Origin of the sequence: Citrobacter sp. RHBSTW-00570, assembly GCF_013739755.1 — a bacterium.
Taxonomy (GTDB): domain Bacteria; phylum Pseudomonadota; class Gammaproteobacteria; order Enterobacterales; family Enterobacteriaceae; genus Citrobacter; species Citrobacter braakii.
The window spans coordinates 959,400-982,934 of record NZ_CP056399.1 but is presented as its reverse complement, the minus strand read 5'-3'; the positions used below and the strand labels follow the sequence as shown (position 1 = coordinate 982,934).

Sequence of the window (23,535 nt, the reverse complement as noted above, 5' to 3'; positions counted from 1 at the left end):
ATGCATGCAAAACGTAGAGGCAGAAAAAGCGTATTACGCTTCCATCGGGAACAAGGATCTGGCAGCCTGAACTCCCGAACTTAACTCACTCCAGGAAAACCGGGGCGGTTCAGGCGTGTTTTTTCAAAGACCAGACGGATGACATCGGCTTCCAGTCGCTGACGAGCCTGAACAACGGCGCTGGGTGCCACAAAGGGACGTTTACCAGGCAGAAGAATATCAAGGTGTGAGACTATCTGGTTCATGGACAGGGAACGAAACAATGCCATTCCGGTCACGGCCCAGACCATCATCTCCATCGGAAGCCGACGTTTGCGAATAGTGACGATACCTGTATCGGCGAGGCATTCATCAATGAGTTCAGGTGAAAGCAGTTCAGAAAGCGCAGAAAACGCCTCCGGTGTAAAATTATGAACGGTGTTGAGTACCTGACTGAGAAGCATAAAAAAATCCGGAAACGAATGAACATTTCCGGATTCTTACACAGCCACTGGATCGGTCAACCGATCCTTAACTGATCGGCATTACGCCGATAGTGGCGGGTTTCTTTTATGCGCTGGTCTTTGCGTCGCTTCCTGTGCCATACAGCACGATATTTGAGGTGTCTATCTCGCTTTCAAGCTGGCGTAAGTCGAAGGCACTTTGAAGTCTGAGCCAAAACTCAGGCGTACTGCCTAGCGCAGCAGATATTCGAATGGCAAGTGCGGGAGTTAATGCAGTTTTTCCAGCCAGAAGGCGAGATACGGTTGCTGGCGTAACCCCAATATTGAGAGCAAATCGACAACCGCTAATCCCCATATCAGCTAAATCCCTGGCGATCATCTCTCCGGGGTGGGAGATTTTAAACTGTCTCATCAATGATAATCCTCATAGTTCAGAAGGTTCGTGGATGACGGCGCGCTGCCGCTGGATAATAACCGGTGCGAACGGGCGATCCGGCAGGTGGTGATGGGGCGGAATACGTGGCTGTTCGCCGGATCGTTGCAGGCGGGGCATCGTGCTGCTGCCATCATGAGCCTGCTGGAAACAGCGCGGCTGAACGGCGTGGAGCCGTATGGCTGGCTGAAATCGGTGCTGGAGCGCCTGCCTTCATTACCGCAGGAGAGGCTGCACGAACTGTTACCCTTCGCGAAAAATCTCCTGATCGACTGACTGGAACTGTGGAATGCAGAACCGGTCACTGTCGTCAATGTGCGTTCACCGGAACGTTACATTCAATAGCCTGATCCTATTGTTTGAGAATTATTGATTACCATAATCAATAGGTATAAACAAAGAAAAGTGTTAAATAAATCGTTTATAACGATTATACATTTTGGCTAAATTTTATATATTATGTGTCAAAATATAATGTTTTTAGTCAATAATGATTCCGCGGTGGATTTTAGTAAAATTCTGGCGCGAAATGCAGTAGTGGGAAAAGCAGGTTCCGTTCAGTATCAGGGCTGAACTGACCAAGGGTGGGGGGCAAACACTGATGGTTACCTTCAGCATTATTAATCTCATCTAGGATGCAACGGTTATTTTGCACACTTCTGACAGAGGTTTTGGGATATTGATATCTTCTTCAGCCCCAACAGCTTGGATCCCGATGAACAACCCGGCCACTCTTGGCTGTGTCAACGGCAGCGTCATTGAAAGTCATTTTCTGGCCAGCCTGAAATGGCGCACCTACGCAGCTCTGACCAGAATAGGTGCTTTTAATGCATCGGCTAATGTTGATGTCACCTTCAAATAACCTAAGGGGCTATTAATGCTCACTACACCCAATATGCTGGCTGATGTATATTATGTTTTTCAACCCATGTTCGGTCGTGACGGAAATATTGTTGCCGTAGAGTGTCTGACCCGTCTAACGGACGCCCCCTTGCCCATGGAGGAATTTTTTCGTCAGATATCTGTCACACTACGCTCGCAGATCCTTCTGCAGCAGATTTCGCTTGTTGAAAAGCATCGGTCGTGGTTTCATCAGAATGATATTATTGCTACAGTGAATGTTGATGAATCAACATTACAGATACTGACTGATGACGCTATAATACAATGGGTAAGAAAAATCGGTTGTCTGCATTTTGAAATGAATGAGTTTTCTGAATCGCTGGTGAAATCCGGGTCAATCATTAACACTCTAAATAAAGAGTATTCACTCTGGATGGATGATTTCGGTGCAGGGTATGCAGGTTTTATGGCATTAGAAAATAATTCATTTCAAAATATAAAGATTAGTAAAAACCTTCTGTGGAATTTATCTGCGCAGAACGGCGGGCAGGACCTGATGTGTGCATTATTAAATTACTTCCATGTAAATAATTATAAAGTGGTCATTGAAGGTGTTGAGACTTTGCACTATGTTTCATGGTTAAAAGATATGCCATGGTTCGCTTTACAGGGATATCTGTGGCCAGAGAAAAGGATTGATGAACTTATCACGACACCACAGAGGGTAAAAACAGAAATTACACTATGAGTGTTAACTCTACTCCGTTTATAGTTCACTCCTGATCACAGAAGTAAACATGTTTATTAACGGAGCTTATGATGGTCGAATCTGGCCGTAGTAAACCGTGAATTTGTGCTCAAATTAAACAGGGAAGTAAGTTCGGAACATCTCGGAATAAAAGATCGGGTTGTGTGAGATATGCACTAGGATAAATATTTAAGAAATGTAGACCATACGTAGGATATACGGATGAAGAAAATAAAAATCTACACTGAAGATAATATTTCAGGAATGGCAATCCAGTTATTTATCAGCAGTATCAATAAAAATATTGATGTATTACCTTTCTCTGAAAGTTGTAACTTTAAAATAGAGAATCACACCAGCAGTATAATTTTTTTTAATTTAGCAAAAGATAACTTGTCCTGCTATGAGAAGATCAAGTTTATCAATAATAATTTATTGAATCCTGTTGATTCTGTACCTGTATTCATAGTTGATAATGTTCAGTCCTTTCCATATTATCGACTAATCCTCTTTTCAAAAATAATTGTTATAGATCTTAAATCTCCGCTTTCAGATTATCAAAAAATACTTGACGGAGTATATCATCGATATATTTACATTCATACTTTAACACAAAGGGAATTAATTATTTTCGACTTAATATCCAGCGAATATGATTGTAAAAAAATATCTTCAATTTTAGATGTTAATTTTAAGACAGTATATTCTCATAGGTTGAAAATCGTAAGTAAACTTAAATTAAAAAACACACATGACTTATATAATTTTATGGTCAAGTTAAAAGCCGATGATGAATTAAATTTTGAATAAAAATCTATCTCAATATGACTTTATTCCAGACGACGAGACCACATGCAAAATGTAACAAGGCTTCGTCATTTTTGCCCTTCTTTTCCCATCGGGTCAGATCCGGCGAAAGTAGTTCTTTAGGCAACCCGACGATGTAATTTAAAATCAGAGTGTTTGGCATTTTCTGCCCACACTGCCAATAATTCAACGCTGTCAGATTTGCGGACCATGCTCTGCTATCAATCCCCCGCATAGATTTATATCCGTCATCCGGTATCAACCCCACGGTGGAAGGATTAACGCGGAATAGGCAGGCGGCATCAGCGCCTGTTTCCTGCCCCGATGTGACAGGCGAGATAATCTCTTTCTGATTTTTTTAGATTATTCATGGGATTCCGTAACAAAAAAGCCAATGGGTAACTCCATTGGCTTTTTCGTCTGAACGCGGCTTAGTTGTACTCGATGGTAAAGGTGGCGGTCGATTTTATATTGCCGCCTTTAATTGTCGAGCCAGTGCGATAGTAACGCGCCTTCAGCGGCAACGTTAGCGTATTGGACTGGTTAGGAATGGTACGTCCGGCATTGACCGCATCACCATTCTTGATCGGCTGGGTCGTATTGCCAGTCAACAGCTGGATGGCAACGCCGGATGCGGTGTTGGCACCAGGTTCGGATTTGATCACGCCAGGAGCATTGGAAGCATCCTGCGTATAGTCAAAACGTACATTGACGATCCCTTGCCTCGCATTGCCCGGCAACAGATCCTCGCCAATGCCACCAACGCAATTAATATTGATATCAAATGCCTTTTCGCCCTGCGTTGAACCTACACCACCAAATGAGGCTGCGGTGACGGTATCCAGATTAACCACCTTGTTCTTGGAACCGCTGTCCACGTTACAAGTCGATGTAACGATTGTCAGACTGTTGGCGTCGACGATCGATTCCAGCATCGGTAAGTTCCGTCCAGAGCCATCCATATAATAAGTCGTGTACTTTCCAGGGACCAGTTGCCCAGAACCGGTTTGTGCGGCGGTTTTAACAATGTCGATCTTGAAATAACCACCGTTCAGGTTGACAGCAATGTTGCCGTTCAACCGCAAGGTATGGGGATAATAGGTACTTATACTCCCCGCTTCTCGGTATAAACGAATCCCGATACCTGGAATATTGGTACTCCACACATTGCTGAAGCTCGTCGGGCTGCCCTGGAGGATCTCCCCAATCGCGTTGCCGCCATTAGTACAACTGCCATACCCAGAGACCGGGTTAATCGTGAACTGAGCGGTGACCAAAGTATCCCCAACCTGGCTGCTTGGTGTAACCAGCACACGCCCAAGATTCATGTTGATCACTTGCGCCTTGTAGCCATTATTGACGTAACAGGCGGCATAAGCACTCTGACCACCTGCCATTAGCAGTCCGAGCAGCATCAGGCATTTCGCTGCCGTTTTATTCAGCGATGGAACACATGTATACTTTATCATTTGCAACTCGCTTCAATAATTTCGTAGTCAGTATTATTAATTTGCGCCTTAGCGCTGTAGCTGACAGAGCACTGCTGCGTTGGCTGTGTGCCCCACTTAATTTGCAACAAACCTTTCTGAGCTTCGGTACGCAAGTAGATACGGCTGCCCTGCCCAACAATGCCGACCACCTGATTACGGGTATCCAGCACTTCGGCGCCAAACGGCAACGCGTTGCCATCAGGGCCGAGTGCATGAATGATCAACGCCTGGCCTTTCGTTGTCTTGAATTCCAACCGGGCAATCGCACCGGCATAGGGTGCAACCTGTTGGCTGCTGCTTTCCAATTCAACGTCGCGCGACATGCCGCTCGGATCGAGCGTTACGCTCGTCATGCGATATGGCGCAACATAAGGAACCACTGCATAACCGTTATCATCGATACGAACGCCTGACGAGTTGGTCACAATCGCGCCGGCGGCGTCCGGGGCTTCCACCAACACCATGGTCTGCCCGCGTTGCGGTGTCAGTGTGACACCACCGCTATGGGCAACGACGCTACCCGATACGCCGATCGAAGATTGACGGTAATCTTTACCATAGCTGTAGGACCCGTTCATCGTGGCAAAACGACTACGGTATTCACCGCTCACACTACTGTTAGTCCCGCCGGAACGATCGTTGGCCAACGTGGCACTATAGCTGATGTTGTTGTCTTCGCCGGTTGAACCATTCAGGCCCACACGACTGCTGTCGTAGCCGTTGTCGGTATAGCCTAGTGAACTATTCAGGCTCAGGGTCTGCGAACCGACGCTGAATGGAACCGACAATGTCAGGTAATAACGAGTCTCATCTCGGTTATACATATCCGTGGTACGCATAGCGGAAAGGCCATAGGTCACACGACTGTAATAGTTGTTATAGCCCACCTGGTATTGCTTGGTGCTCCCACCACGGTTCCAGTAATCACGCACCGAACCGGTGATGTACAAGGAACCGTAATTGTCCCCCAGCCCTTGGTTCAGCGTCAGCTGGTATTCGCTACGCTGGCGGTTAACCGCATCTACGCTCAATCCCTTGCGTTCATTGTCTCGGGAGTAGACGGCATCCTGCAAAGATAGGTAGCCGGAAGTTGAATAGCGATAAGCGGCGATAGTGAAGTTGGTATTAGTTTCGGCCATCAGTTTGCTATAGCTGAGCTTATAACTCTGTCCTGTCTGATCACCTTGCTTCAGTCGGGTATTAGACTGCGTTACGTCGAACGCAAATGCGCCGATCGGTGTCGCAACCGCGCTGCCCACCAGCACTGCGCCATAGCCATCACTGACGATCCCACCTGTGTATCCCGTAATAATGTTGGTAAAACCGCGCTGATAAGTCGCCTGGAACATATCGGGTTCCTTGCTTAAATTATCATCGCGTACTCGACCCGCGGTTATTGCATAACGCTGAATGCCTGGACGAAGCATCTGCGCTACCGAAGCATAGGGAACACTGAACTGGCGTTTGCTGCCATCGGCCTCATTTATGGTAACATTCAGATCGCCGCCGTAACCCGTAGGATAGAGATCGTTGATGATAAACTCGCCCGGAGCAACGGTAGTTTGATAGATTAGCTGGTTATTCTGGCGTATTTCCACCAGAGCATTGCTTTGCGCGACCCCACGCACAACCGGCGCATACCCGTTCAAGGAATCAGGCAGCATGCGATCATCCGTGGCGATCTGAACACCGCGAAAACCTATGGAGTTGAAGAAATCACCGCTGGTGTAACTGTCACCCAATGTCAGCATGCCGCGGATAGACGGCATTGCCCGCTGCGCGTAAGTCGCGGTATTTTGCCAATGAGTGCTGTCGTTAGAACGCCAGTTCACGTTGGAGTCATGACGCAGTTGCCAACCAGCCACGTTCAGCCCGGCGTTCAAAGTTAAGTATGCATTAGTTGAATCAGAATTGCTGCCGTTGGCGGAGCTGTGAGTATTGAACGCATTGAAGTTATACAACAAGCTGCCGGCGGTAATGCCACGATCCCAGAAGCGCGGATCTACATAGCCGCGAGCGCTGCGCCGCAGCGCCGCTTGGGGGATACTGATATCCATGCGCAGTGTACTGGTGTCCAAACGGTAATAGGCTTCAGGCACCCACTGAGCCAGAGTTTTGCACGTCTCGGTATTAACCGCAGGGTCCCCGCTCATTGTCGCGGTGTCTACACCAAACTCATCCAACGACAGTAGGGTAAAGCAGGTATCAGCGCTGTTTTTTCCCGGCACGTTTTTAAAGTCGATGTTTTTTTTGCCTTTCCACTCGCCGTTCACATACACGTCGAGCGAATATTTTCCCGCTAAGATCGGGTTACCATCACGGAAGCGTGAAAGATCCACACCTTGCGCTTCCCCAACCAGGAAGCTACTGTTAAAGGTCGCTTCAACCGGTGCCGTAGGCTTTTTGCTATCAGCCCCTCCATTCGCCCAAGACGCTGCAGGGGCCGCCATACAGAGCGCGCTGCCGCTTAACAGTAGAATCGATTTATAATTGGGCCACGCCATTTTAATCGCTGCAGAGATAGGTAACTCTTTCATATAAAGCATTCCTTTACCAAATTAAGCCCGCTCTCTGAAATAAATTGTTCTGGGCCTGAAACTCTGTTCCAAGAATTACTTTTGCTTATTCTTAGTACGGGACACGCGTCCGCCAAAATCATTAATGGTGGTGTAAGCAATATCAGCAATACGCGTGATGTCACCGGAGAAGGACAATGTTTTTTCCTGCCCAGGTGCCAGCATGTCACCGTTCGGGGCCAATGGCACACGTTTTTGATTTACGACTGCATTAATCTCGGTAAATGACACATAGTACGGCGTTGGGTTTTTCACGCTGACGCCCGCAGTGCTGAAACGCCACTGCAGTTTTTCGGGTGCATCATTCGCTTCCCCCGGCAGACCAGTAGGCCGATATAACAGTTTTACGCGGGAACGGAATGCCACCTGTAAATAGTTTTCAGGTGCACTATTGTTAGCCCCGGTTGGTGCTGGCGGGATCTCCAGTACGTTCAACCAGAACAAGGATTCTTTGTCTTGCGGCAAACTCGCCGTGGTCAATGAAACACGCAGCGCTTGGCCGGTAGTCGGTTCAACACGGCTGATTGGCGGTGAAATGATAAATGGCGCTTTGCTGTTTTCTGGTGTGGTTTTTGCGTCGCCTTCATCAATCCAAGACTGAATAAGTGCCGGTGAAGCACCATTATTTGATAATTGGACGGTAACTTCCCGTTGCTTCCCCGGATAAATAATACGAGTACCGTTAATAATGACACTGGAAAAAACGCTGCTGCTGAACAACATGGCGCTCAGCAATAGGCTGTATTTTTTAAATGAGTTCTTCATTATATTATCGCTACAGTAAGGGAAAACGGTGGGGACATAACATCCCCACCGGGATAAGAATATTTCTTAAAGAAATATTACTTACTGATAAATAATGGTGTACTGGACGGTAGAAGTTACATCACCGGCGCCGGCAGCGCTGGTAGCGTAATATTCAGCGTAGTAGTTCAGGTCAGCAGAGTCACCTTGGTTAGCAACGGTAACCCACTGGGAGTTCTCCTGCGCGCCATTAGTACCAGCAGCAAGGATTGGCAGGAATTGGTTGTTGCTGCCCAGCAACTGAATCTGTACGTTAGTTGCAGCGTCAGTCTGCGCTTGGTTATTCAGACGGCCAGTATTGAAATCAACAGTAGCGCCCGGCTCGAAATAAGTAGCCACATTGCCTTTAGAGCAGTCGCTCAGATTGATCGCGAACGGAGTACGGCCAGCAGTTGCGCTCTGAGCTGCCAGAGTAGAGGCAGAAACAGTTGGCAGAGTTACGGTGAAATCTTTACCGCCTGGGGTGGATATAGTACAAGTTTGGTCAGTCACTCTACCATTGAAAGTAATAGTCCCGTCAGTAGCTTGAGCTGAGAAAGAAGAAATTGCAGCAGTGCTTACAGCCAATGCCAATACAGCAGACAGTTTAGAGATTTTCATATTTAGACTCTCGATGAATTAATACGCTTATAAAGTACATTCAGCGATGCTACTCCTTGTCAGGAATGAAGCACGATGAATCCATTGCTGGACAGAATATAGTCTAAGTGTATTCAGAATGTTAAATCGTTTAAAACAATCGAAAACCACTCATTGTTAGGGGGGGGCCTATCAAGAAATGACTATTGATTGGAATTGCAATAGCAAAAATAGGAACAATCTGCTTTTAAACAAGATTAATCGTCCTGTATTTTGCGAAAATACATAAAGGTAAGAATAATATTCCAATATTTTACATTTAGCAACATGTTTAAATGTTTCGACTTTATCACGAATTGCACGTTAAATGGTCTGCCAACACGCTTCGTAAGTAACGCCTAGTGAACTCACATCTTCAAATTTTTTCAGCCCTGTAGCATCGTGGTTATGTTTATTCCCTAAGACAAAAAGCATGCCCCCACACCACCACGTAAAAAATTCAGCATGTCCGTAACTGGTACGTCAGAGGCCTTGCCCTGATTCATATTGTCTCCTGTAAGGTCTTCTCGCCCCTTCGCCTGCCGGATAACGACTTGTCTGCCACTCTGCCACCGGCGCTGCCGGAGGGAATGAAAGCCGAAGCGGGCTGGACGGCGGGCAACGGGAAGCGGAACGCGGTGAAGCTGGTACGGGAGTAGAGCAGGATGACAGAGCTGGAAACACAGTTGCTGAGCGCATTAGAGCAGTTACCCGGTCACTACCCCTAACCGTATCGGGGCTCTGTACGCTATCGAATCGGAGATCCGCGGCAGTCCGGCAGAAGAGCGACTGACCGCCAGGAAAGCCAGAAACATGCCGTTGATGCAGTCACTGTACGACTGGATACAGCAGCAGATGGGCATGCTGTCGCGTCACTCAGATACGGCGAAAGCGTTCACATACCTGCTGAAACAATGGGATGCCCTGAACGAATACTGTCGCAATGGCTGGGTGGAGATAGACAATAATCTGTGTGAAAACGCCCTCCGGGTGGTTGCGCTGGGGCGGCGTAACTATATGTTATTCGGTTCTGATGGTGGTGGCGACAGTGCAGCAGTGATGTACAGCCTGATCGGTAGCTGTAAACTTAACGGCATTGAGCCGGAGGCCTGGCTGCGGCACGTGGTCAGCGTCATCAATACATGGCCTGCCAACCGCGTGAAAGAACTGTTGCCCTGGAACGTAACTCTCTCTGTAAACTAATTTTTACCCCACGTCCTTCACGGTGCGCTTACGCTTCAGCTTCCATTTGTTCAGAAACTCGCTGATATGGCGATCAACCGTCGTCTGATGCAAGTAAAGTCTGAGCAATCATGGCTGAACTCCAGCCCTCGGAGGTCAGAAGAATGGCTTTAATACGATCGCAAACGCGCTTATCACGACTGGAGCCATGAAGACGTTCAAGTTCAGCTTTTTACTGGTCAGTGATAAAGATTTTTATGGTGAACGGCATGATCCCCTCTTGCTTGAAAATCAAGCATCTTCAATGATCACGGGTATATACCCTACAGATTGAAATTGAGCATAAATTAATAAAAATATTTACAGATCCAGATGTATAATAAAATATTTTCAGGAAGAAATGATGTCGTTTATTAACACCCCGTTTATTGCTGTTAAATTTACTGTTCTGGTTTCAGTTTTTACGTTCATTTTGTGGTGTTTTATGCCTGTCCAGACGTTGATTCATCTTGTTCAGGAAGGAGAGTTCATTGAGAGTCTGACATTGTATTTTTATGCTATTGCTCTGATAGTTATAACTCTATCCCCTTCATTCGCAGGTAGAAAATGGACCCGGTGGTCAGTCATTTGTGTATTATTTACAATGATGGCTCGTGAATCTGATTTGCATAAATCGATTAATGGAATGAGTATGCTTAAACTCCGTTTCTGGACCGGTGAACTGCCCTGGCAGGATAAAATTATGGCACTGGTGATTTTGCTGCCGATTGTTCTGGCCTGTTTACATATTTTATCCTGCCACGGGCGTAGGGTCTGGTCGGCGGCAAAAGCACATGAAGGGTACGCAATCACTGTTGTGACTTTTATTTTACTTATCATCGTGACTAATATTATTGATCGCTCCCTTGGTATTCTGAAAGAAGTCTTAGGCTGGCATGGCCCTGCATGGCTGATTGCACTGCAGACTTCTCAGGAAGAGTTTCTTGAGCTTTCTTTGCCTCTTCTGGTACTGATGGCTGTTTTTCAGTATCGCCGTGGTTCCTTGCATTTTCATTAAACTGTTCCATTTTCAGACGACTCAGCAGTACTTCAAGTTCATGCATCACAGCAATCCCTCATAGGCACTTAGCATACTCACCTGCTGTCATAGAAGGGCATGGTGCGCCGGGACGGTTTGCCAGCCAGATAATGCTGAACACAGCCGGTGTGGCGCCACCAGCACTCATCATCCAGTGATGATCCGTATCGAGACCGGCTGCCCGCACAGAGTCTCGGGAACACTGTAACGATTGCCGCCAACCTTGATATAGCTGTCCCAGGACACATGGCGGATGTCGAAGTAGCTGGTATCGAAGTCCGTATCCGGCAACGGCTGCAGATGCTCCTGTTCCAGCGCGAAGCGCTGCTCTGGTGTTTGTCTGAACTGGCGAAGCTCCCGTTTATCAGCAACATCAGCCATCCACTGCTCCAGTTGCTGGTTTACATGGGTGAAGCTGTCGAATCTGCTGTACCGGACGAAGAAGTTCTCCTTAAGATATTTCACCATCCGCTCCACTTTGCCTTTGGTTCTGGCTCTGCGCGGACGGCAGGCCCGTGGCAGGAAGCCATAGTGGTCGGCCAGCAACAGGAACCCGGAGTTGAACACCACCTTTCCGTTGTTATTCTTCATTACTGCAGCTTTCTGGTTATCAACCAGCACGGTTTTCACACTGCCACCGAAGTACCGGAAGGCGCGGACCAGCGACTCATAGGTGTGTTCAGCATCCTGTTTTGGTGCCGCGAAGACATGGAAGCGACGGGAGAACCCCAGCATATTTACCGCGAAGTTAACTTTGCATCGCTGTCCTGCAACCTCCACTTCGATTTCGCCCCAGTCGTGCTGCAACTGGTATCGTCATCTGGCACTGGGTGTGGCAGGCTGGATGCGTTATGTCAGCGGCACGGATGAGCTGCTGGCGATTGAATCCATTTTCGGTGACCACCTGACGAAGCAGCAGGGTTTTGTTGATGCGGTAAAACGTGCGTATCAGCGGTTACTTGATGCCGGTGCCCGTCAGGCCGTCGCCGCACTGTAATCCCGGAGATCTTATGAAACAGTTTCTTTGCGAAGACTTTTTACTGCACAATGACATCACCCGCCGTCTTTATCATGCGTATGCGGCGCAATCAGGCTCTACAATCGAAGAAAGAAGCTTTGGGGTAACCATTTTTTGGTCCCGAGGGTACTTTGTCGATACGGTAGGCCTAAATAAGAGAGTCGGTGAGTCTGGAGTTACAGGGGAAAATCAACTTACAGAAGCCACCTTCTTAGAAGGTGGTCTTTTACTTATTACGGTTCATAACACGCCGCAGCAGCCAGGTAAACCCCATTACCATGCTGAACAGAATAAACAGCAGCAGCACCCAGGTGACCGAGATTTTCAGCAGGGTACTTAGCGTCATACAGAGCTGAAGATACACGGTGAATGAGTGCTCTAACGGCTTTCCCAGTAGCGTCATGATGCCATCCGTCAGCCATACAATTACCCGACAAACCAACCAGATAATCGCTGGCCAGCAGAGCAAAACCAGAAAGGTGAAACGCTCTTGTATGTAATTTATTAGTTGGCGCAAAGGAGGCCAGTTAATCAGAATTTTCATTTATATTCTCATATTGCCAGCCGGTAACATGCATTATTCGTCAAAAGACGTTACCGGGTTAGCGTCCATACAGGTAATGCACCCTTATGTTTTTATCAAATTTGAATTAACTTAAACCAGCTCAAGTTAACAAAGTGTTAATGATGCTAAGAACCCATCCCAAAAGGGATTGTCAGGTAATAAATGATGGAAATTGCTGAGAGCAAAGTATGGCGGGCAACAAGTGGCAGATCAGCGATGAACTCTGGGAGAAAATGGCCCGACTCATCTTGGAACGCAAAATTCACCCCCCACTGTGTACGCATCGCAAGCGCGTTGATAATCGTGCGGCATGAATGCCATTTTCTTTATGTTCAGAAAGATTGCCAGTGGAATGCCCTGAATGCCACAGGGATTTGTTCGTCCAACTCCGCTCACCGGCGCTTTCAGGAATGGCGGGATGCCGGAGTATTTGAACGCTTCTGGCAGAACGGCCTGCTTGCCTGTGAACATCTGGATGCTATTGACTGGTCGTGGCTGTCGCTCGATGGATGTATGACCAAATCACCACTGGCTGGTTCAAAAAAACAGGCCGCAACCCCACAGACCGCGGTAAACAGGGAGTAAAACGCAGCCTGATGACTGACGCGAACGGGCTTCCGCTTGCACTGGCTGTCGCCGGTGCAAATACCCACGACATAAAGCTGGTTGCAGATACCCTCGACGCTCTTCAGGCGGGCAGACCCGGCAGAAGACTCCGCCTTTGCATGGATAAGGGGTATGAAGCCGGATAGCTGGAGGCGTATCTGAAAATCCGGTGCTATGAACCTCATATCCGGTCACGGAAAGAGGGAGCAGAAACCATTAAAAACACAGATTTTAAGGCTCATCGCTGGGGTGTGGAGAGAACACACTGCTGGATGAATTGCTACCGCCGCGTCCTGACGCGCAGGGAACAGAAAATCGAAAATTATGAAGCGATGCTATATTTTTCCTGCGGCGTCATTGTCTGGAATAAAATCCGACTGGGATAGGCTCTTAATGAAAAACGATGAAGATTGTATGAGCAAGGCCCGGAGCATTAAACCCAATAAGCATCATGGGTAATATTGCCTCACCGTGCCTCAGCTGTTTTTTTATGTTAACTCTACGACAAGTCCATGTTTTGTATATGGACATATTTGTTGCGGGTGTTAGTATTGCATTGACAGTAGCAATAAATATGCGTGTTTCATTTAAGGCGAGGATTGCTGATGATGACCACATTAATCGCACCTCTTTCTGACCGGTTAGCAGCGCTGAAGGCGTCATGCGCCGGTTGGCCTTATCCCCCATACCTTCCTTTCCTGGAGAGACGATACTTCGCTATGCGGAGGAGAAACGCGCACCACTCAGCAAATGGAACAAAGCGAGTCGCGTATGGACAAAATCAAACGGCGTTGGGCAGTCTACGTTATTGGTTTACTGGTGGTGATTGCCGCCGCCGCATGGTGGATGCTGCGCCCACCGGGACTCCCGGCAGGCTTTGCCAGCAGCAACGGTAGAATTGAAGCCACAGAGGTCGATATCGCCACCAAAACCGCCGGACGTATCGATACCATTCTGGTCAAAGAAGGGCAGTTTGTCCGCCAGGGTGAAGTCTTAGCCCGCATGGATATCCGGGTGCTCAACGAACAACGGCTGGAAGCCGCCGCACAAATTAAAGAAGCTGAAAGTTCGATTGCCGCAGCGAAAGCGCTGCTCGATCAGCGTCAAGGCGAAATGCGCGCCGCTGAGGCGGTCGTGAAGCAGCGGCAGGCTGAATTAAACTCCGCCGCCAAACGCTACGGCCGTTCCAGCACACTCTCACAGCGCGGCGCGGTCTCCGCTCAGCAGCTTGATGACGACCTGGCGGCGGCGGAAAGCGCCAGAGCAGTGCTGGAATCAGCAAAAGCCCAGGTCTCTGCCGCCAGAGCGGCTATTGAGGCGTCAAGAACCAGCATTATTCAGGCACAAACCCGCGTTGAAGCAGCTCAGGCCACGGAGCGTCGGATTATCGCCGATATCGATGATAGCGAACTGAAAGCGCCCCGCGATGGTCGTATTCAGTATCGCGTTGCTGAACCGGGAGAAGTGCTGGCGGCAGGCGGGCGGGTGCTGAATATGGTCGACTTGTCCGATGTCTACATGACCTTCTTCCTGCCTACTGAACAAGCTGGCCTGCTGGCGCTGGGCAGCGAAGCGCGAATTATCCTTGATGCCGCACCCAATCTGGCCATTCCTGCCAATATCAGTTTTGTCGCCAGCGTGGCGCAGTTTACCCCCAAAACGGTGGAAACCAGCGATGAACGGCTGAAGCTGATGTTCCGCGTCAAAGCCCGCATTCCGCCGGAGCTGCTGGAACAGCACCTTGAGTATGTGAAAACCGGCCTGCCAGGTATGGCCTGGGTGCGTCTGGATAACCAGCAGGCGTGGCCTGAAGCGCTGACGGTGAGGTTGCCACAATGAACACGATCGCCCGCCTGGAGAACGTCAGTCAGCACTTTGGCGCAACCACCGCGCTAAAAGACATTACGCTGAGCATTCCCGCCCGCTGTATGGTGGGCCTGATCGGGCCAGACGGCGTCGGCAAGTCCAGCCTGCTGTCATTAATTTCCGGCGCACGGGTCATTGAGCACGGCAATGTGGTCGTGCTCGGCGGCGACATGAGCGATGTTCGCCACCGCCAGGATGTGTGCCCGAAAATTGCCTGGATGCCTCAGGGGCTAGGGAAGAACCTCTACCATACCCTGTCGGTCTATGAAAACGTCGACTTCTTTGCCCGCCTGTTCGGCCATGATAAGGCCGAGCGTGAGAGCAGAATCAATGAGCTGCTCCAGAGCACCGGACTCGCGCCGTTTCGCGACCGTCCGGCGGGGAAACTTTCCGGCGGGATGAAGCAAAAGCTCGGCCTGTGCTGCGCGCTCATTCACGATCCGCAGCTGTTAATCCTTGATGAACCGACCACGGGCGTTGATCCTCTCTCCCGGGCACAGTTTTGGGATCTGATCGACAGCATTCGTCAGCGCCAGCCGGAGATGAGCGTGCTGGTCGCCACCGCCTATATGGAAGAAGCGGAACGTTTTGACTGGCTGGTCGCCATGAATGCGGGGGAAGTACTGGCGACCGGCAGCGCAGACGAACTCAGGGCGCAAACGAAGAGCCAGACGCTGGAACAGGCGTTTATCGCCCTGCTTCCTGAAGCCCAGCGCCTGGCGCATAAAGAGGTGATCATTCCACCGCGCAACGCAGAGGAGAGCGAAATCGCCATTGAAGCTCGCGGCCTGACGATGCGCTTTGGCAATTTTGTCGCCGTTGATCACGTGAACTTTCGTATCGCCCGTGGCGAAATCTTCGGTTTCCTCGGCTCCAACGGCTGTGGTAAATCAACAACCATGAAAATGCTGACCGGGCTGTTACCGGCCAGCGAAGGCGAGGCCTGGCTATTTGGCCAACCGGTCGACCCGAAGGATATTGAAACCCGCCGCCGCGTTGGCTATATGTCGCAGGCCTTTTCCCTCTACAGTGAACTGACCGTTAGGCAAAACCTCGATCTACATGCCCGTCTGTTCCATATTCCGGATGCGGAGATCCCCGGTCGGGTCGCCGAGATGAGTCAGCGCTTTATGCTGGAAGAGGTTGAAGACACCCTGCCCGCCTCGCTGCCGTTAGGTATTCGTCAGCGGCTATCGCTGGCGGTCGCGGTCATTCACCGTCCGGAAATGTTAATTCTTGATGAACCCACCTCCGGCGTCGATCCCGTGGCCCGGGACATGTTCTGGCAATTGATGGTCAATCTGGCCCGCCAGGATCGGGTGACGATTTTTATCTCCACCCACTTTATGAATGAAGCCGAGCGCTGCGATCGCATTTCACTGATGCATGCTGGCAAAGTGCTGGCCAGCGATACGCCGCAGGCGCTGGTCGAACAGCGCGGGTCGGCCAGCCTCGAAGAGGCCTTTATCGCCTGGCTACAGGAGGCAGCAGATGCCGCACAGCCGCCTGCTGCTGAGGCTGCGCCGATTCCCATGATTGAACACAAAACCGAAACCATTGCTCCGCGTCAGGCGTTTAGCTTGCGCCGCCTGTTTAGCTACAGCCGTCGCGAAGCGCTGGAGCTACGTCGCGATCCGGTACGATCGACTCTGGCATTGCTGGGCACGGTGATCCTGATGTTTATTATGGGATATGGGATCAGTATGGACGTCGAGGATCTGCGATTTGCGGTACTCGACCGCGATCAAACCGTCAGCAGCCAGGGCTGGTCGCAGAATATCGCCGGTTCACGCTATTTTATCGAACAGCCGCCGCTGCAAAGCTACAGTGAACTGGACCGGCGGATGCGCAACGGCGAGCTGGCGGTGGCTATCGAAATTCCGCCTAATTTTGGCCGCGACATCGCTCGGGGAACGCCAGCGCAAATCGGCGTGTGGGTGGATGGCGCAATGCCAAACCGGGCGGAAACGGTGCGCGGCTACGTGCAGGCGATGCATTTGGCCTGGCTTCAGGAGATGGCCGGTCGCCAGGCCAGCCCCAATCGCGATACCTCACTGATTTCTATTGAAACCCGCTATCGCTATAACCCGGACGTGAAGAGTCTGCCAGCGATTGTTCCAGCAGTTATTCCGCTGCTGTTGATGATGATCCCGGCAATGCTCAGCGCGCTCAGCGTAGTGCGTGAGAAAGAGCTGGGCTCGATCATCAATCTGTACGTGACGCCGACCACCCGCAGTGAATTTCTTCTGGGCAAACAGGTGCCGTATATCGTGCTGGGGATGTTTAACTTCTTTCTACTATGTGCACTGTCGGTGTTTGTCTTTGGCGTACCGCATAAAGGGAGCTTCCTGACGCTTATGCTGGCCGCACTGCTCTATGTCACGATTGCCACCGGGCTTGGCCTACTGATCTCAACCTTTATGAAAAGCCAGATTGCGGCGATTTTCGGTACCGCGATTATTACGCTTATCCCGGCGACGCAGTTCTCGGGGATGATCGATCCCGTCGCTTCTCTGGAAGGGCCGGGCCGCTGGATTGGCCAGATTTATCCAACCAGCCACTTTCTGACCATTGCGCGAGGAACGTTTTCCAAAGCGCTAAATCTGACGGACCTGTGGGCATCCTTCATACCACTGCTTATTGCGGTTCCGCTGGTGCTGGGCCTGAGCGTGTGGCTGCTGAAAAAACAGGAGGGATAATGCGCGGATTACGCAATATTTATAATTTAGGCATGAAAGAGCTACGCAGCCTGCTTGGCGATAAGGCGATGCTGACATTAATTGTCTTCGCCTTTACCGTCTCGGTTTACTCCTCCGCTACCGTTATGCCGGGGTCGTTACATTTAGCCCCTATCGCTATTGCGGATATGGATAAATCGCAGCTCTCATCGCGCATTATCAACGGTTTTTATCGCCCCTGGTTTTTACCCCCTGAGCTGATTACCGCTGATGAAATGGACGCAGGGCTGGATGCCGGGCGATATACATTCGCGATCAATATTCCCCCTAACTTCCAGCGTGATGTTTTAGCCGGACGCCAGCCGGAGCTGCAGGTAAACGTTGATGCGACGCGAATGAGCCAGGCGTTTACCGGCAATAGCTATATCCAGAATATCGTCACTGGTGAGGTAAATAGCTTTGTCGCCCGCTATCGGGATAACAGCTCGTTGCCAGTCGAGCTAGCCGTCAGGATGCGTTTTAACCCGAATCTGGAACAGGAACGTTTCGGGGCCGTAATGGCGATTATCAACAATATTACTATGCTGGCCATCGTGCTTACCGGTTCGGCGTTGATACGTGAACGAGAGCATGGAACCGTGGAGCACCTGCTGGTGATGCCGGTGACGCCGTTTGAAATTATGATGGCAAAGATCTGGTCAATGGGTTTGGTGGTGCTGGTCGTTTCTGGATTATCGCTTATATTGATGGTCCAGGGAGTGTTGCAGGTGCCGATTGAAGGCTCTATACCGCTGTTTATGCTTGGAGTAGCCCTGAGCCTGTTTGCTACTACCTCAATTGGAATATTTATGGGAACCGTGGCCCGCTCGATGCCGCAGTTAGGGCTGTTGATGATTCTAGTGCTGCTACCACTTCAGATGCTATCCGGGGGATCAACGCCACGAGAAAGTATGCCGCAGGCGGTGCAGGACATCATGCTCACCATGCCGACAACTCATTTCGTCAGCCTGGCGCAGGCAATTCTATATCGAGGCGCAGATTTTGCGATTGTCTGGCCGCAGTTTCTGACGCTGCTGGCTATCGGTGGCGTATTTTTTACGATTGCACTGCTACGTTTTCGTAAGACGATTGGAGAGATGGCTTGAACGATGCCGTTGGAACTGCCACGGTACATGGCTGGCGAAAACAACTGGAACTTGAGGGCTTGATCATCCGAAAAGTGAAACCCGGTGTGGAACAATAGGCAGAGCAAATTTTTACTATTCTGCTTGAAACAGCTGCACTTTCTAAGCATGAGCTGTCTGAATACTGCCGTAAAAATGGCCTTTATCCTGAACATGTCGCTGAATGGAAGCCAAACTGTCTGATCGCCAACCAGCCGAAGCATCGCCAGTTGGTCGACGAGCAACGAGCGACCCGCACAGAGAAAAGCCGCATCCGGGCGCTTGAAAAAGAGTTACGCCGGAAAGATAAAGCACTGGCGCAAATGGCAGCGCTGCTGGTTCTTCAGGAAAAGTTGTCAGCCTGAAATCTCTCCAGGATTCACGGGGTGGTTCATTTTTGCCGACCATACTCAACGGCTTCCTTCAGCAGCGCATTCTCCATGGTCTTTTTACCCAGCAAGCGCTGTAGCTCTTTGATTTGTTTCACCGTCGCCGCAAGTTCTGAGGCGGGAACAACATCTTCGCCAGCCATGATCGCGGTGAGACTACCTTCCTTGTACTGCTTTCGCCAGGCGAAGATCTGGTTTGCATTCACACTATGAAGCCGTGCAACATGGGAAATGGTCATGCTAGGCGATGCGTTTCCTGAACGATGGCAATCTTTTCCTGTGGACAACGGCGCCTGTGGCGCTCTGGTCCCAGCAACTCTTCGATCATGCTTATCTCCCGACTAGTCATTAATTTAAAGTGGGTCGAAGTGTCTGGTGATTCATGGGGCCAGTCTAATCTGCATTACGACCCAAAAGTGACGGTTTACTCACAGAAAAAGATTAAGAGATAATTAATCTAAAGATAAATATTAAAAACATCATTTACTTATTGGGGTTGTTCACGCAGGCTGTTAGCAGCCATATATTTACAGATAGCCGATAAGAGATGATAGTAGGGAGGCATGATGAAAAAAAAAGTGATTGAAGCACTTTTTACTGGTTGCTGTTCGGATCCATTCTCTACACTTGGTATGCATTGTACCGACGCCGGACTGGAAGTTCGTGCATTATTACCTGATGCCACCGATGTGTGGGTCATTGAACCAAAAAACGGGCGCAAAGTCGGCAAGCTGGAATGCCTTGATTTGCGCGGTTTCTTTAGCGGCGTTCTGCCGCGTCGTAAAAATCCTTTTCGCTATCAGCTGGCCGCCACCTGGCACGGACAGCAGCATCTGATTGATGACCCGTACCGTTTTGGCCCACTGTTACAGGAACTGGACATTTGGCTGCTGTCGGAAGGCACGCATCTTCGCCCCTATGAAACGCTGGGCGCGCATCCCGATACGATAGACGATGTTGTCGGTACGCGCTTCTCGGTCTGGGCACCTAATGCCCGCCGGGTGTCGGTCGTTGGCCAGTTTAACTACTGGGATGGTCGTCGCCATCTGATGCGACTACGTAAAGAGTCCGGCATCTGGGAGCTGTTTGTTCCCGGCGCGTTTAACGGTCAGTTGTACAAATTCGAGCTTATTGATGCCCACGGCAATCTGCGGGTGAAGTCCGACCCTTACGCCTTCGAAGCGCAAATGCGCCCGGAAAGCGCCTCGCTTATCTGCGGGTTGCCGGAAAAGGTCGAGCAGCCTCCAGCGCGCAAGCAGGCTAACCAGTTTGATGCGCCTATATCGATTTATGAAGTGCACCTCGGCTCCTGGCGCCGCCACACCGATAATAACTTCTGGCTGAGCTATCGCGAGCTTGCCGACCAGTTGGTCCCGTATGCCAAATGGATGGGCTTTACTCATCTGGAGCTGCTGCCGGTTAACGAACATCCGTTTGACGGCAGTTGGGGCTATCAGCCGACCGGGCTGTACGCGCCCACCCGTCGCTTCGGCACCCGGGAGGATTTCCGCTACTTTATCAACGCCGCGCACGCCGCGGGGCTTAACGTTATTCTGGACTGGGTGCCAGGCCATTTTCCGGCGGATGACTTTGCGCTCGCCTCGTTTGACGGCACCTCGCTGTATGAACACTGCGACCCGCGCGAAGGCTACCACCAGGACTGGAACACCCTGATTTACAACTACGGCCGCCGCGAGGTCAGCAACTTCCTGGTTGGTAATGCGCTGTACTGGATTGAACGCTTTGGCATTGATGCGCTGCGGGTCGATGCGGTGGCATCAATGATTTATCGCGACTACAGCCGCAAAGAAGGTGAGTGGGTACCGAACGAATTTGGCGGCCGGGAAAACCTTGAAGCCATTGAGTTCCTGCGTAATACCAACCGCGTGCTGGGCGAACAGACGCCGGGGGCGGTAACGATGGCGGAAGAGTCGACCGATTTTGCTGGCGTTTCTCGTCCTTCCTCCACTGGCGGTCTGGGGTTCTGGTTCAAGTGGAACATGGGCTGGATGCATGATACCCTCGACTATATGAAACTGGATCCGGTATACCGTCGTTTTCATCACAACAAGATGACCTTCGGTATGCTCTACAACTACACCGAAAACTTTGTCCTGCCACTCTCTCATGATGAAGTGGTGCACGGCAAAAAATCCATTCTCGACCGCATGCCGGGCGATGCCTGGCAGAAGTTCGCTAACCTGCGAGCCTACTACGGATGGCTGTTCGCCTTCCCGGGTAAAAAGCTGCTGTTTATGGGCAATGAGTTTGCACAAGGACGTGAGTGGAATCACGACGGAAGCCTCGACTGGCGTCTGCTTGAGGGCGTAGACAGCTGGCACCACGGCGTTCAGCGACTGGTGCGCGATCTCAACCATACCTATTGTCGCCACAAAGCGCTGCATGAGCTGGATTTCGACCACTACGGTTTCGAATGGCTGGTGGTCGACGATCATGAGCACTCGGTGTTTGTCTTTGTGCGTCGCGACAGGGAGGGTAACGAAATTATCGTCGTCAGCAACTTCACCCCGGTACCGCGCCATGATTATCGTTTCGGCATCAACCAGCCTGGCCGCTGGCGCGAAGAGCTGAACACTGACTCAATGCACTATCATGGCAGCAATACCGGTAATGGCGGCATCGTTGAAAGCGATGTCATTGCCAGCCATGGTCGCGAGCATTCCCTCTCCATTACGCTACCGCCGCTGGCGACGATCTGGCTTACAAGGGTGCCTGATAATCAATAAACTTCGGAGGTTTCTACTACCCGGCGGTGGGGTTATTCATTTAAATAGTAGTGCCATGGTAGTTGAGTTATTCCCGGAGGTGGTCTCTTCTGAATTAATTTACAGAAGAATATTTTTTATTCGCTGTTTCCTTTTGTTGTTTTTATTTTAATGGCAGGACATCACTATGAGTAAACATGAATATAATGACAATGTCATGCTGGCACGCCAGTTACCGCTTAAATCTGTGGCGCTGATCCTAGCGGGAGGTCGAGGGACACGATTAAAAGACCTGACAGCAACCCGGGCAAAACCGGCGGTACATTTTGGTGGCAAGTTCAGGATTATTGATTTTGCTTTATCAAACTGTATTAATTCCGGGATAAGACGGATTGGGGTCATTACACAATATCAATCACATTCCCTGGTTCAGCATATCCAGCGCGGTTGGTCTTTCCTCAATGAAGAGATGAATGAATTCGTCGATTTATTACCCGCCCAGCAACGCGTGCATGGTGAGAACTGGTACCGGGGTACTGCCGATGCTGTCACACAGAACCTGGATATTATTCGACGCTATGGTGCGGAATATGTCGTTATTCTAGCGGGTGATCATATCTATAAACAGGATTATTCCCGGATGCTGATTGACCATGTTAAAAAAGGAGCCCGGTGTACTGTGGCCTGCCTTCCTGTACCTGTGGAATACGCAAGTGCTTTTGGTGTCATGGCTGTGGATGAAAATGATAAAATCATTGATTTTATTGAAAAACCTTCTAATCCTCCTACTGTGCCGGGGGATAAAACCAAATCGCTTGCCAGTATGGGGATCTATGTATTTGATGCTGAATACCTCTATCAGCTACTGGATGAAGATGGTCGGGATGAACAGTCCAGCCACGATTTCGGCAAAGATATTATTCCAGCAATTACGGTATCCGGAGAAGCCTGGGCACATCCTTTCCCGCGCTCCTGTGTGCAGACAGATAATAATGCAGAACCGTACTGGCGTGATGTCGGAACTCTGGAGGCCTACTGGAAAGCGAACCTTGATTTAGCTTCCGTGGTACCTGAACTAGATGTTTATGATCGCAACTGGCCGATCCATACTTATGTAGAGTCTTTACCGAGCGCAAAATTTGTTCAGGACCGCACAGGCAGTCATGGAATGACCATGAATTCACTGATCTCCGGCGGCTGCATTATATCTGGTTCTGTCGTTGTTCATTCAGTTTTATTCTCCAGCGTACGGATTAACTCTTTTTGCAATATTGATTCGGTTGTTTTATTACCCGGTGTGTGGGTAGAACGTTCCTGTCGGTTACGACGCTGTGTGATTGATCGTGGATGTGTGATCCCTGAAGGAACGGTCATTGGTGAGAATGCTGTCGAGGACGCCCGTCGTTTTTATCGTTCTGAAGAAGGGATCGTTCTTGTCACTAAAGAAATGCTGAGGAGGCCTGAATAATGAACGGATCTCCTGAAAGGCATTCCGCAGAGAT

15 protein-coding genes and 10 pseudogenes are annotated in these 23,535 nt (G+C 49.9%); 14 read left to right on the top strand and 11 right to left on the bottom strand.

Annotation, left to right across the window (positions count from 1 at the left end):
* Nucleotides 1-122: 122 nt before the first annotated feature.
* Together HV237_RS04735 and HV237_RS04730 are read right to left on the bottom strand one after the other, a co-directional pair.
* Nucleotides 123-443 (bottom strand): annotated as a pseudogene (locus HV237_RS04735) (transposase domain-containing protein); the annotation flags it as partial.
* A 106-nt stretch (nucleotides 444-549) separates the two neighbouring features.
* The gene (locus HV237_RS04730) at nucleotides 550-855 is read right to left on the bottom strand and encodes a HigA family addiction module antitoxin (protein ID WP_042933968.1); all 306 of its coding nucleotides are present in this window, start codon (nucleotides 853-855) and stop codon (nucleotides 550-552) included.
* A gap of 24 nt (nucleotides 856-879) precedes the next feature.
* Here HV237_RS04730 and HV237_RS04725 point away from each other — a divergent pair.
* The 4 genes and pseudogenes from HV237_RS04725 to HV237_RS04710 form a co-directional block, all read left to right on the top strand.
* Nucleotides 880-1,152: pseudogene (locus HV237_RS04725) on the top strand (transposase domain-containing protein); the annotation flags it as partial.
* A gap of 373 nt (nucleotides 1,153-1,525) precedes the next feature.
* Nucleotides 1,526-1,738 carry a fimbrial protein gene (locus HV237_RS26130; RefSeq protein ID WP_071846151.1) on the top strand — a complete coding sequence of 71 codons (213 nt, stop codon included), beginning with the start codon at nucleotides 1,526-1,528 and terminating at the stop codon, nucleotides 1,736-1,738.
* Between the two features lie 15 nt (nucleotides 1,739-1,753).
* Nucleotides 1,754-2,467, top strand: a complete 714-nt coding sequence (locus HV237_RS04715; RefSeq protein ID WP_042933967.1) for an EAL domain-containing protein — start codon at nucleotides 1,754-1,756, stop codon at nucleotides 2,465-2,467.
* Nucleotides 2,468-2,689: 222 nt separating this feature from the next.
* A complete protein-coding gene (locus HV237_RS04710) occupies nucleotides 2,690-3,277 on the top strand; it encodes a LuxR C-terminal-related transcriptional regulator (protein WP_047683733.1) in 588 nt (195 codons plus the stop codon).
* Nucleotides 3,278-3,281: 4 nt separating this feature from the next.
* On the opposite strand, the pseudogene HV237_RS26125 reads toward HV237_RS04710, so the two are convergent.
* The 5 genes and pseudogenes from HV237_RS26125 to HV237_RS04690 form a co-directional block, all read right to left on the bottom strand.
* Nucleotides 3,282-3,444 (bottom strand): annotated as a pseudogene (locus tag HV237_RS26125) (IS5/IS1182 family transposase); the annotation flags it as partial.
* A gap of 261 nt (nucleotides 3,445-3,705) precedes the next feature.
* Nucleotides 3,706-4,743, bottom strand: a complete 1,038-nt coding sequence (locus HV237_RS04705; protein ID WP_181541738.1) for a fimbrial protein — start codon at nucleotides 4,741-4,743, stop codon at nucleotides 3,706-3,708.
* On the bottom strand, nucleotides 4,740-7,301 hold the full coding sequence (locus tag HV237_RS04700; RefSeq protein ID WP_014837265.1) for a fimbria/pilus outer membrane usher protein: 2,562 nt from the start codon (nucleotides 7,299-7,301) through the stop codon (nucleotides 4,740-4,742). The genes HV237_RS04705 and HV237_RS04700 overlap by 4 nt, the downstream gene beginning before the upstream one ends.
* A gap of 75 nt (nucleotides 7,302-7,376) precedes the next feature.
* Complete coding sequence (locus HV237_RS04695) at nucleotides 7,377-8,105, bottom strand: fimbria/pilus periplasmic chaperone (RefSeq protein ID WP_042933963.1); 729 nt, start codon at nucleotides 8,103-8,105, stop codon at nucleotides 7,377-7,379.
* A gap of 81 nt (nucleotides 8,106-8,186) precedes the next feature.
* Nucleotides 8,187-8,744, bottom strand: a complete 558-nt coding sequence (locus HV237_RS04690; RefSeq protein ID WP_136895276.1) for a fimbrial protein — start codon at nucleotides 8,742-8,744, stop codon at nucleotides 8,187-8,189.
* A 747-nt stretch (nucleotides 8,745-9,491) separates the two neighbouring features.
* Here HV237_RS04690 and HV237_RS04680 point away from each other — a divergent pair.
* A pseudogene (locus HV237_RS04680) lies at nucleotides 9,492-9,965 on the top strand (transposase); the annotation flags it as partial.
* A 33-nt stretch (nucleotides 9,966-9,998) separates the two neighbouring features.
* Here HV237_RS04680 and HV237_RS04675 read toward each other — a convergent pair.
* Nucleotides 9,999-10,215 (bottom strand): annotated as a pseudogene (locus HV237_RS04675) (helix-turn-helix domain-containing protein); the annotation flags it as partial.
* A gap of 129 nt (nucleotides 10,216-10,344) precedes the next feature.
* On the opposite strand from HV237_RS04675, the gene HV237_RS04670 reads away from it, so the two are divergent.
* A complete protein-coding gene (locus tag HV237_RS04670) occupies nucleotides 10,345-11,001 on the top strand; it encodes a hypothetical protein (RefSeq protein WP_125295935.1) in 657 nt (218 codons plus the stop codon).
* Nucleotides 11,002-11,088: 87 nt separating this feature from the next.
* Here HV237_RS04670 and istA read toward each other — a convergent pair.
* A pseudogene (istA, locus tag HV237_RS04665) lies at nucleotides 11,089-11,835 on the bottom strand (IS21 family transposase); the annotation flags it as partial.
* Between istA and HV237_RS04660 the strand changes: the two are divergent.
* Nucleotides 11,828-12,019: pseudogene (locus HV237_RS04660) on the top strand (fructuronate reductase); the annotation flags it as partial. The pseudogenes istA and HV237_RS04660 sit on opposite strands and share 8 nt — an antisense overlap.
* 247 nt (nucleotides 12,020-12,266) lie before the next feature.
* Here HV237_RS04660 and HV237_RS04655 read toward each other — a convergent pair.
* Nucleotides 12,267-12,584 carry a hypothetical protein gene (locus HV237_RS04655; RefSeq protein WP_014837258.1) on the bottom strand — a complete coding sequence of 106 codons (318 nt, stop codon included), beginning with the start codon at nucleotides 12,582-12,584 and terminating at the stop codon, nucleotides 12,267-12,269.
* Between the two features lie 209 nt (nucleotides 12,585-12,793).
* Between HV237_RS04655 and HV237_RS04650 the strand changes: the two are divergent.
* From HV237_RS04650 to HV237_RS26115, 5 genes and pseudogenes are all read left to right on the top strand, one after another.
* Nucleotides 12,794-13,597: pseudogene (locus HV237_RS04650) on the top strand (IS5 family transposase).
* 385 nt (nucleotides 13,598-13,982) lie between these two features.
* Nucleotides 13,983-15,050, top strand: coding sequence for an HlyD family efflux transporter periplasmic adaptor subunit (locus HV237_RS04645; protein ID WP_028016386.1), 1,068 nt, complete (start codon nucleotides 13,983-13,985; stop codon nucleotides 15,048-15,050).
* The gene (rbbA, locus tag HV237_RS04640) at nucleotides 15,047-17,776 is read left to right on the top strand and encodes a ribosome-associated ATPase/putative transporter RbbA (protein WP_021314393.1); all 2,730 of its coding nucleotides are present in this window, start codon (nucleotides 15,047-15,049) and stop codon (nucleotides 17,774-17,776) included. The genes HV237_RS04645 and rbbA overlap by 4 nt, the downstream gene beginning before the upstream one ends.
* Nucleotides 17,776-18,900, top strand: coding sequence for an ABC transporter permease (locus HV237_RS04635; protein WP_021314392.1), 1,125 nt, complete (start codon nucleotides 17,776-17,778; stop codon nucleotides 18,898-18,900). The genes rbbA and HV237_RS04635 overlap by 1 nt, the downstream gene beginning before the upstream one ends.
* Nucleotides 18,897-19,274 (top strand): annotated as a pseudogene (locus HV237_RS26115) (IS3 family transposase); the annotation flags it as partial. The gene HV237_RS04635 and the pseudogene HV237_RS26115, both read left to right, overlap by 4 nt.
* 44 nt (nucleotides 19,275-19,318) lie before the next feature.
* Here the strand turns inward: HV237_RS26115 and HV237_RS04625 are convergent.
* Nucleotides 19,319-19,635 (bottom strand): annotated as a pseudogene (locus HV237_RS04625) (transposase); the annotation flags it as partial.
* A gap of 235 nt (nucleotides 19,636-19,870) precedes the next feature.
* Here HV237_RS04625 and glgB point away from each other — a divergent pair.
* Together glgB and glgC are read left to right on the top strand one after the other, a co-directional pair.
* Nucleotides 19,871-22,054 carry a 1,4-alpha-glucan branching enzyme gene (glgB, locus tag HV237_RS04620; RefSeq protein WP_031285560.1) on the top strand — a complete coding sequence of 728 codons (2,184 nt, stop codon included), beginning with the start codon at nucleotides 19,871-19,873 and terminating at the stop codon, nucleotides 22,052-22,054.
* Nucleotides 22,055-22,220: 166 nt separating this feature from the next.
* On the top strand, nucleotides 22,221-23,501 hold the full coding sequence (gene glgC / locus HV237_RS04615; protein WP_181541736.1) for a glucose-1-phosphate adenylyltransferase: 1,281 nt from the start codon (nucleotides 22,221-22,223) through the stop codon (nucleotides 23,499-23,501).
* Nucleotides 23,502-23,535: the final 34 nt, after the last annotated feature.

Bases quoted from the DNA above. Each gene is read 5' to 3' on its own strand.
- HV237_RS04635 (WP_021314392.1), top strand. From the start codon at position 17,776: ATGCGCGGATTACGCAATATTTATAATTTAGGCATGAAAGAGCTACGC.
- glgC (WP_181541736.1), top strand. From the start codon at position 22,221: ATGAGTAAACATGAATATAATGACAATGTCATGCTGGCACGCCAGTTA.
- HV237_RS04700 (WP_014837265.1), bottom strand. From the start codon at position 7,301: ATGAAAGAGTTACCTATCTCTGCAGCGATTAAAATGGCGTGGCCCAAT.
- HV237_RS04695 (WP_042933963.1), bottom strand. From the start codon at position 8,105: ATGAAGAACTCATTTAAAAAATACAGCCTATTGCTGAGCGCCATGTTG.
- HV237_RS04655 (WP_014837258.1), bottom strand. From the start codon at position 12,584: ATGAAAATTCTGATTAACTGGCCTCCTTTGCGCCAACTAATAAATTAC.
- HV237_RS04645 (WP_028016386.1), top strand. From the start codon at position 13,983: ATGGACAAAATCAAACGGCGTTGGGCAGTCTACGTTATTGGTTTACTG.
- glgB (WP_031285560.1), top strand. From the start codon at position 19,871: ATGATGAAAAAAAAAGTGATTGAAGCACTTTTTACTGGTTGCTGTTCG.
- HV237_RS04670 (WP_125295935.1), top strand. From the start codon at position 10,345: ATGATGTCGTTTATTAACACCCCGTTTATTGCTGTTAAATTTACTGTT.
- HV237_RS04730 (WP_042933968.1), bottom strand. From the start codon at position 855: ATGAGACAGTTTAAAATCTCCCACCCCGGAGAGATGATCGCCAGGGAT.
- HV237_RS04705 (WP_181541738.1), bottom strand. From the start codon at position 4,743: ATGATAAAGTATACATGTGTTCCATCGCTGAATAAAACGGCAGCGAAA.
- HV237_RS04715 (WP_042933967.1), top strand. From the start codon at position 1,754: ATGCTCACTACACCCAATATGCTGGCTGATGTATATTATGTTTTTCAA.
- rbbA (WP_021314393.1), top strand. From the start codon at position 15,047: ATGAACACGATCGCCCGCCTGGAGAACGTCAGTCAGCACTTTGGCGCA.
- HV237_RS04690 (WP_136895276.1), bottom strand. From the start codon at position 8,744: ATGAAAATCTCTAAACTGTCTGCTGTATTGGCATTGGCTGTAAGCACT.
- HV237_RS04710 (WP_047683733.1), top strand. From the start codon at position 2,690: ATGAAGAAAATAAAAATCTACACTGAAGATAATATTTCAGGAATGGCA.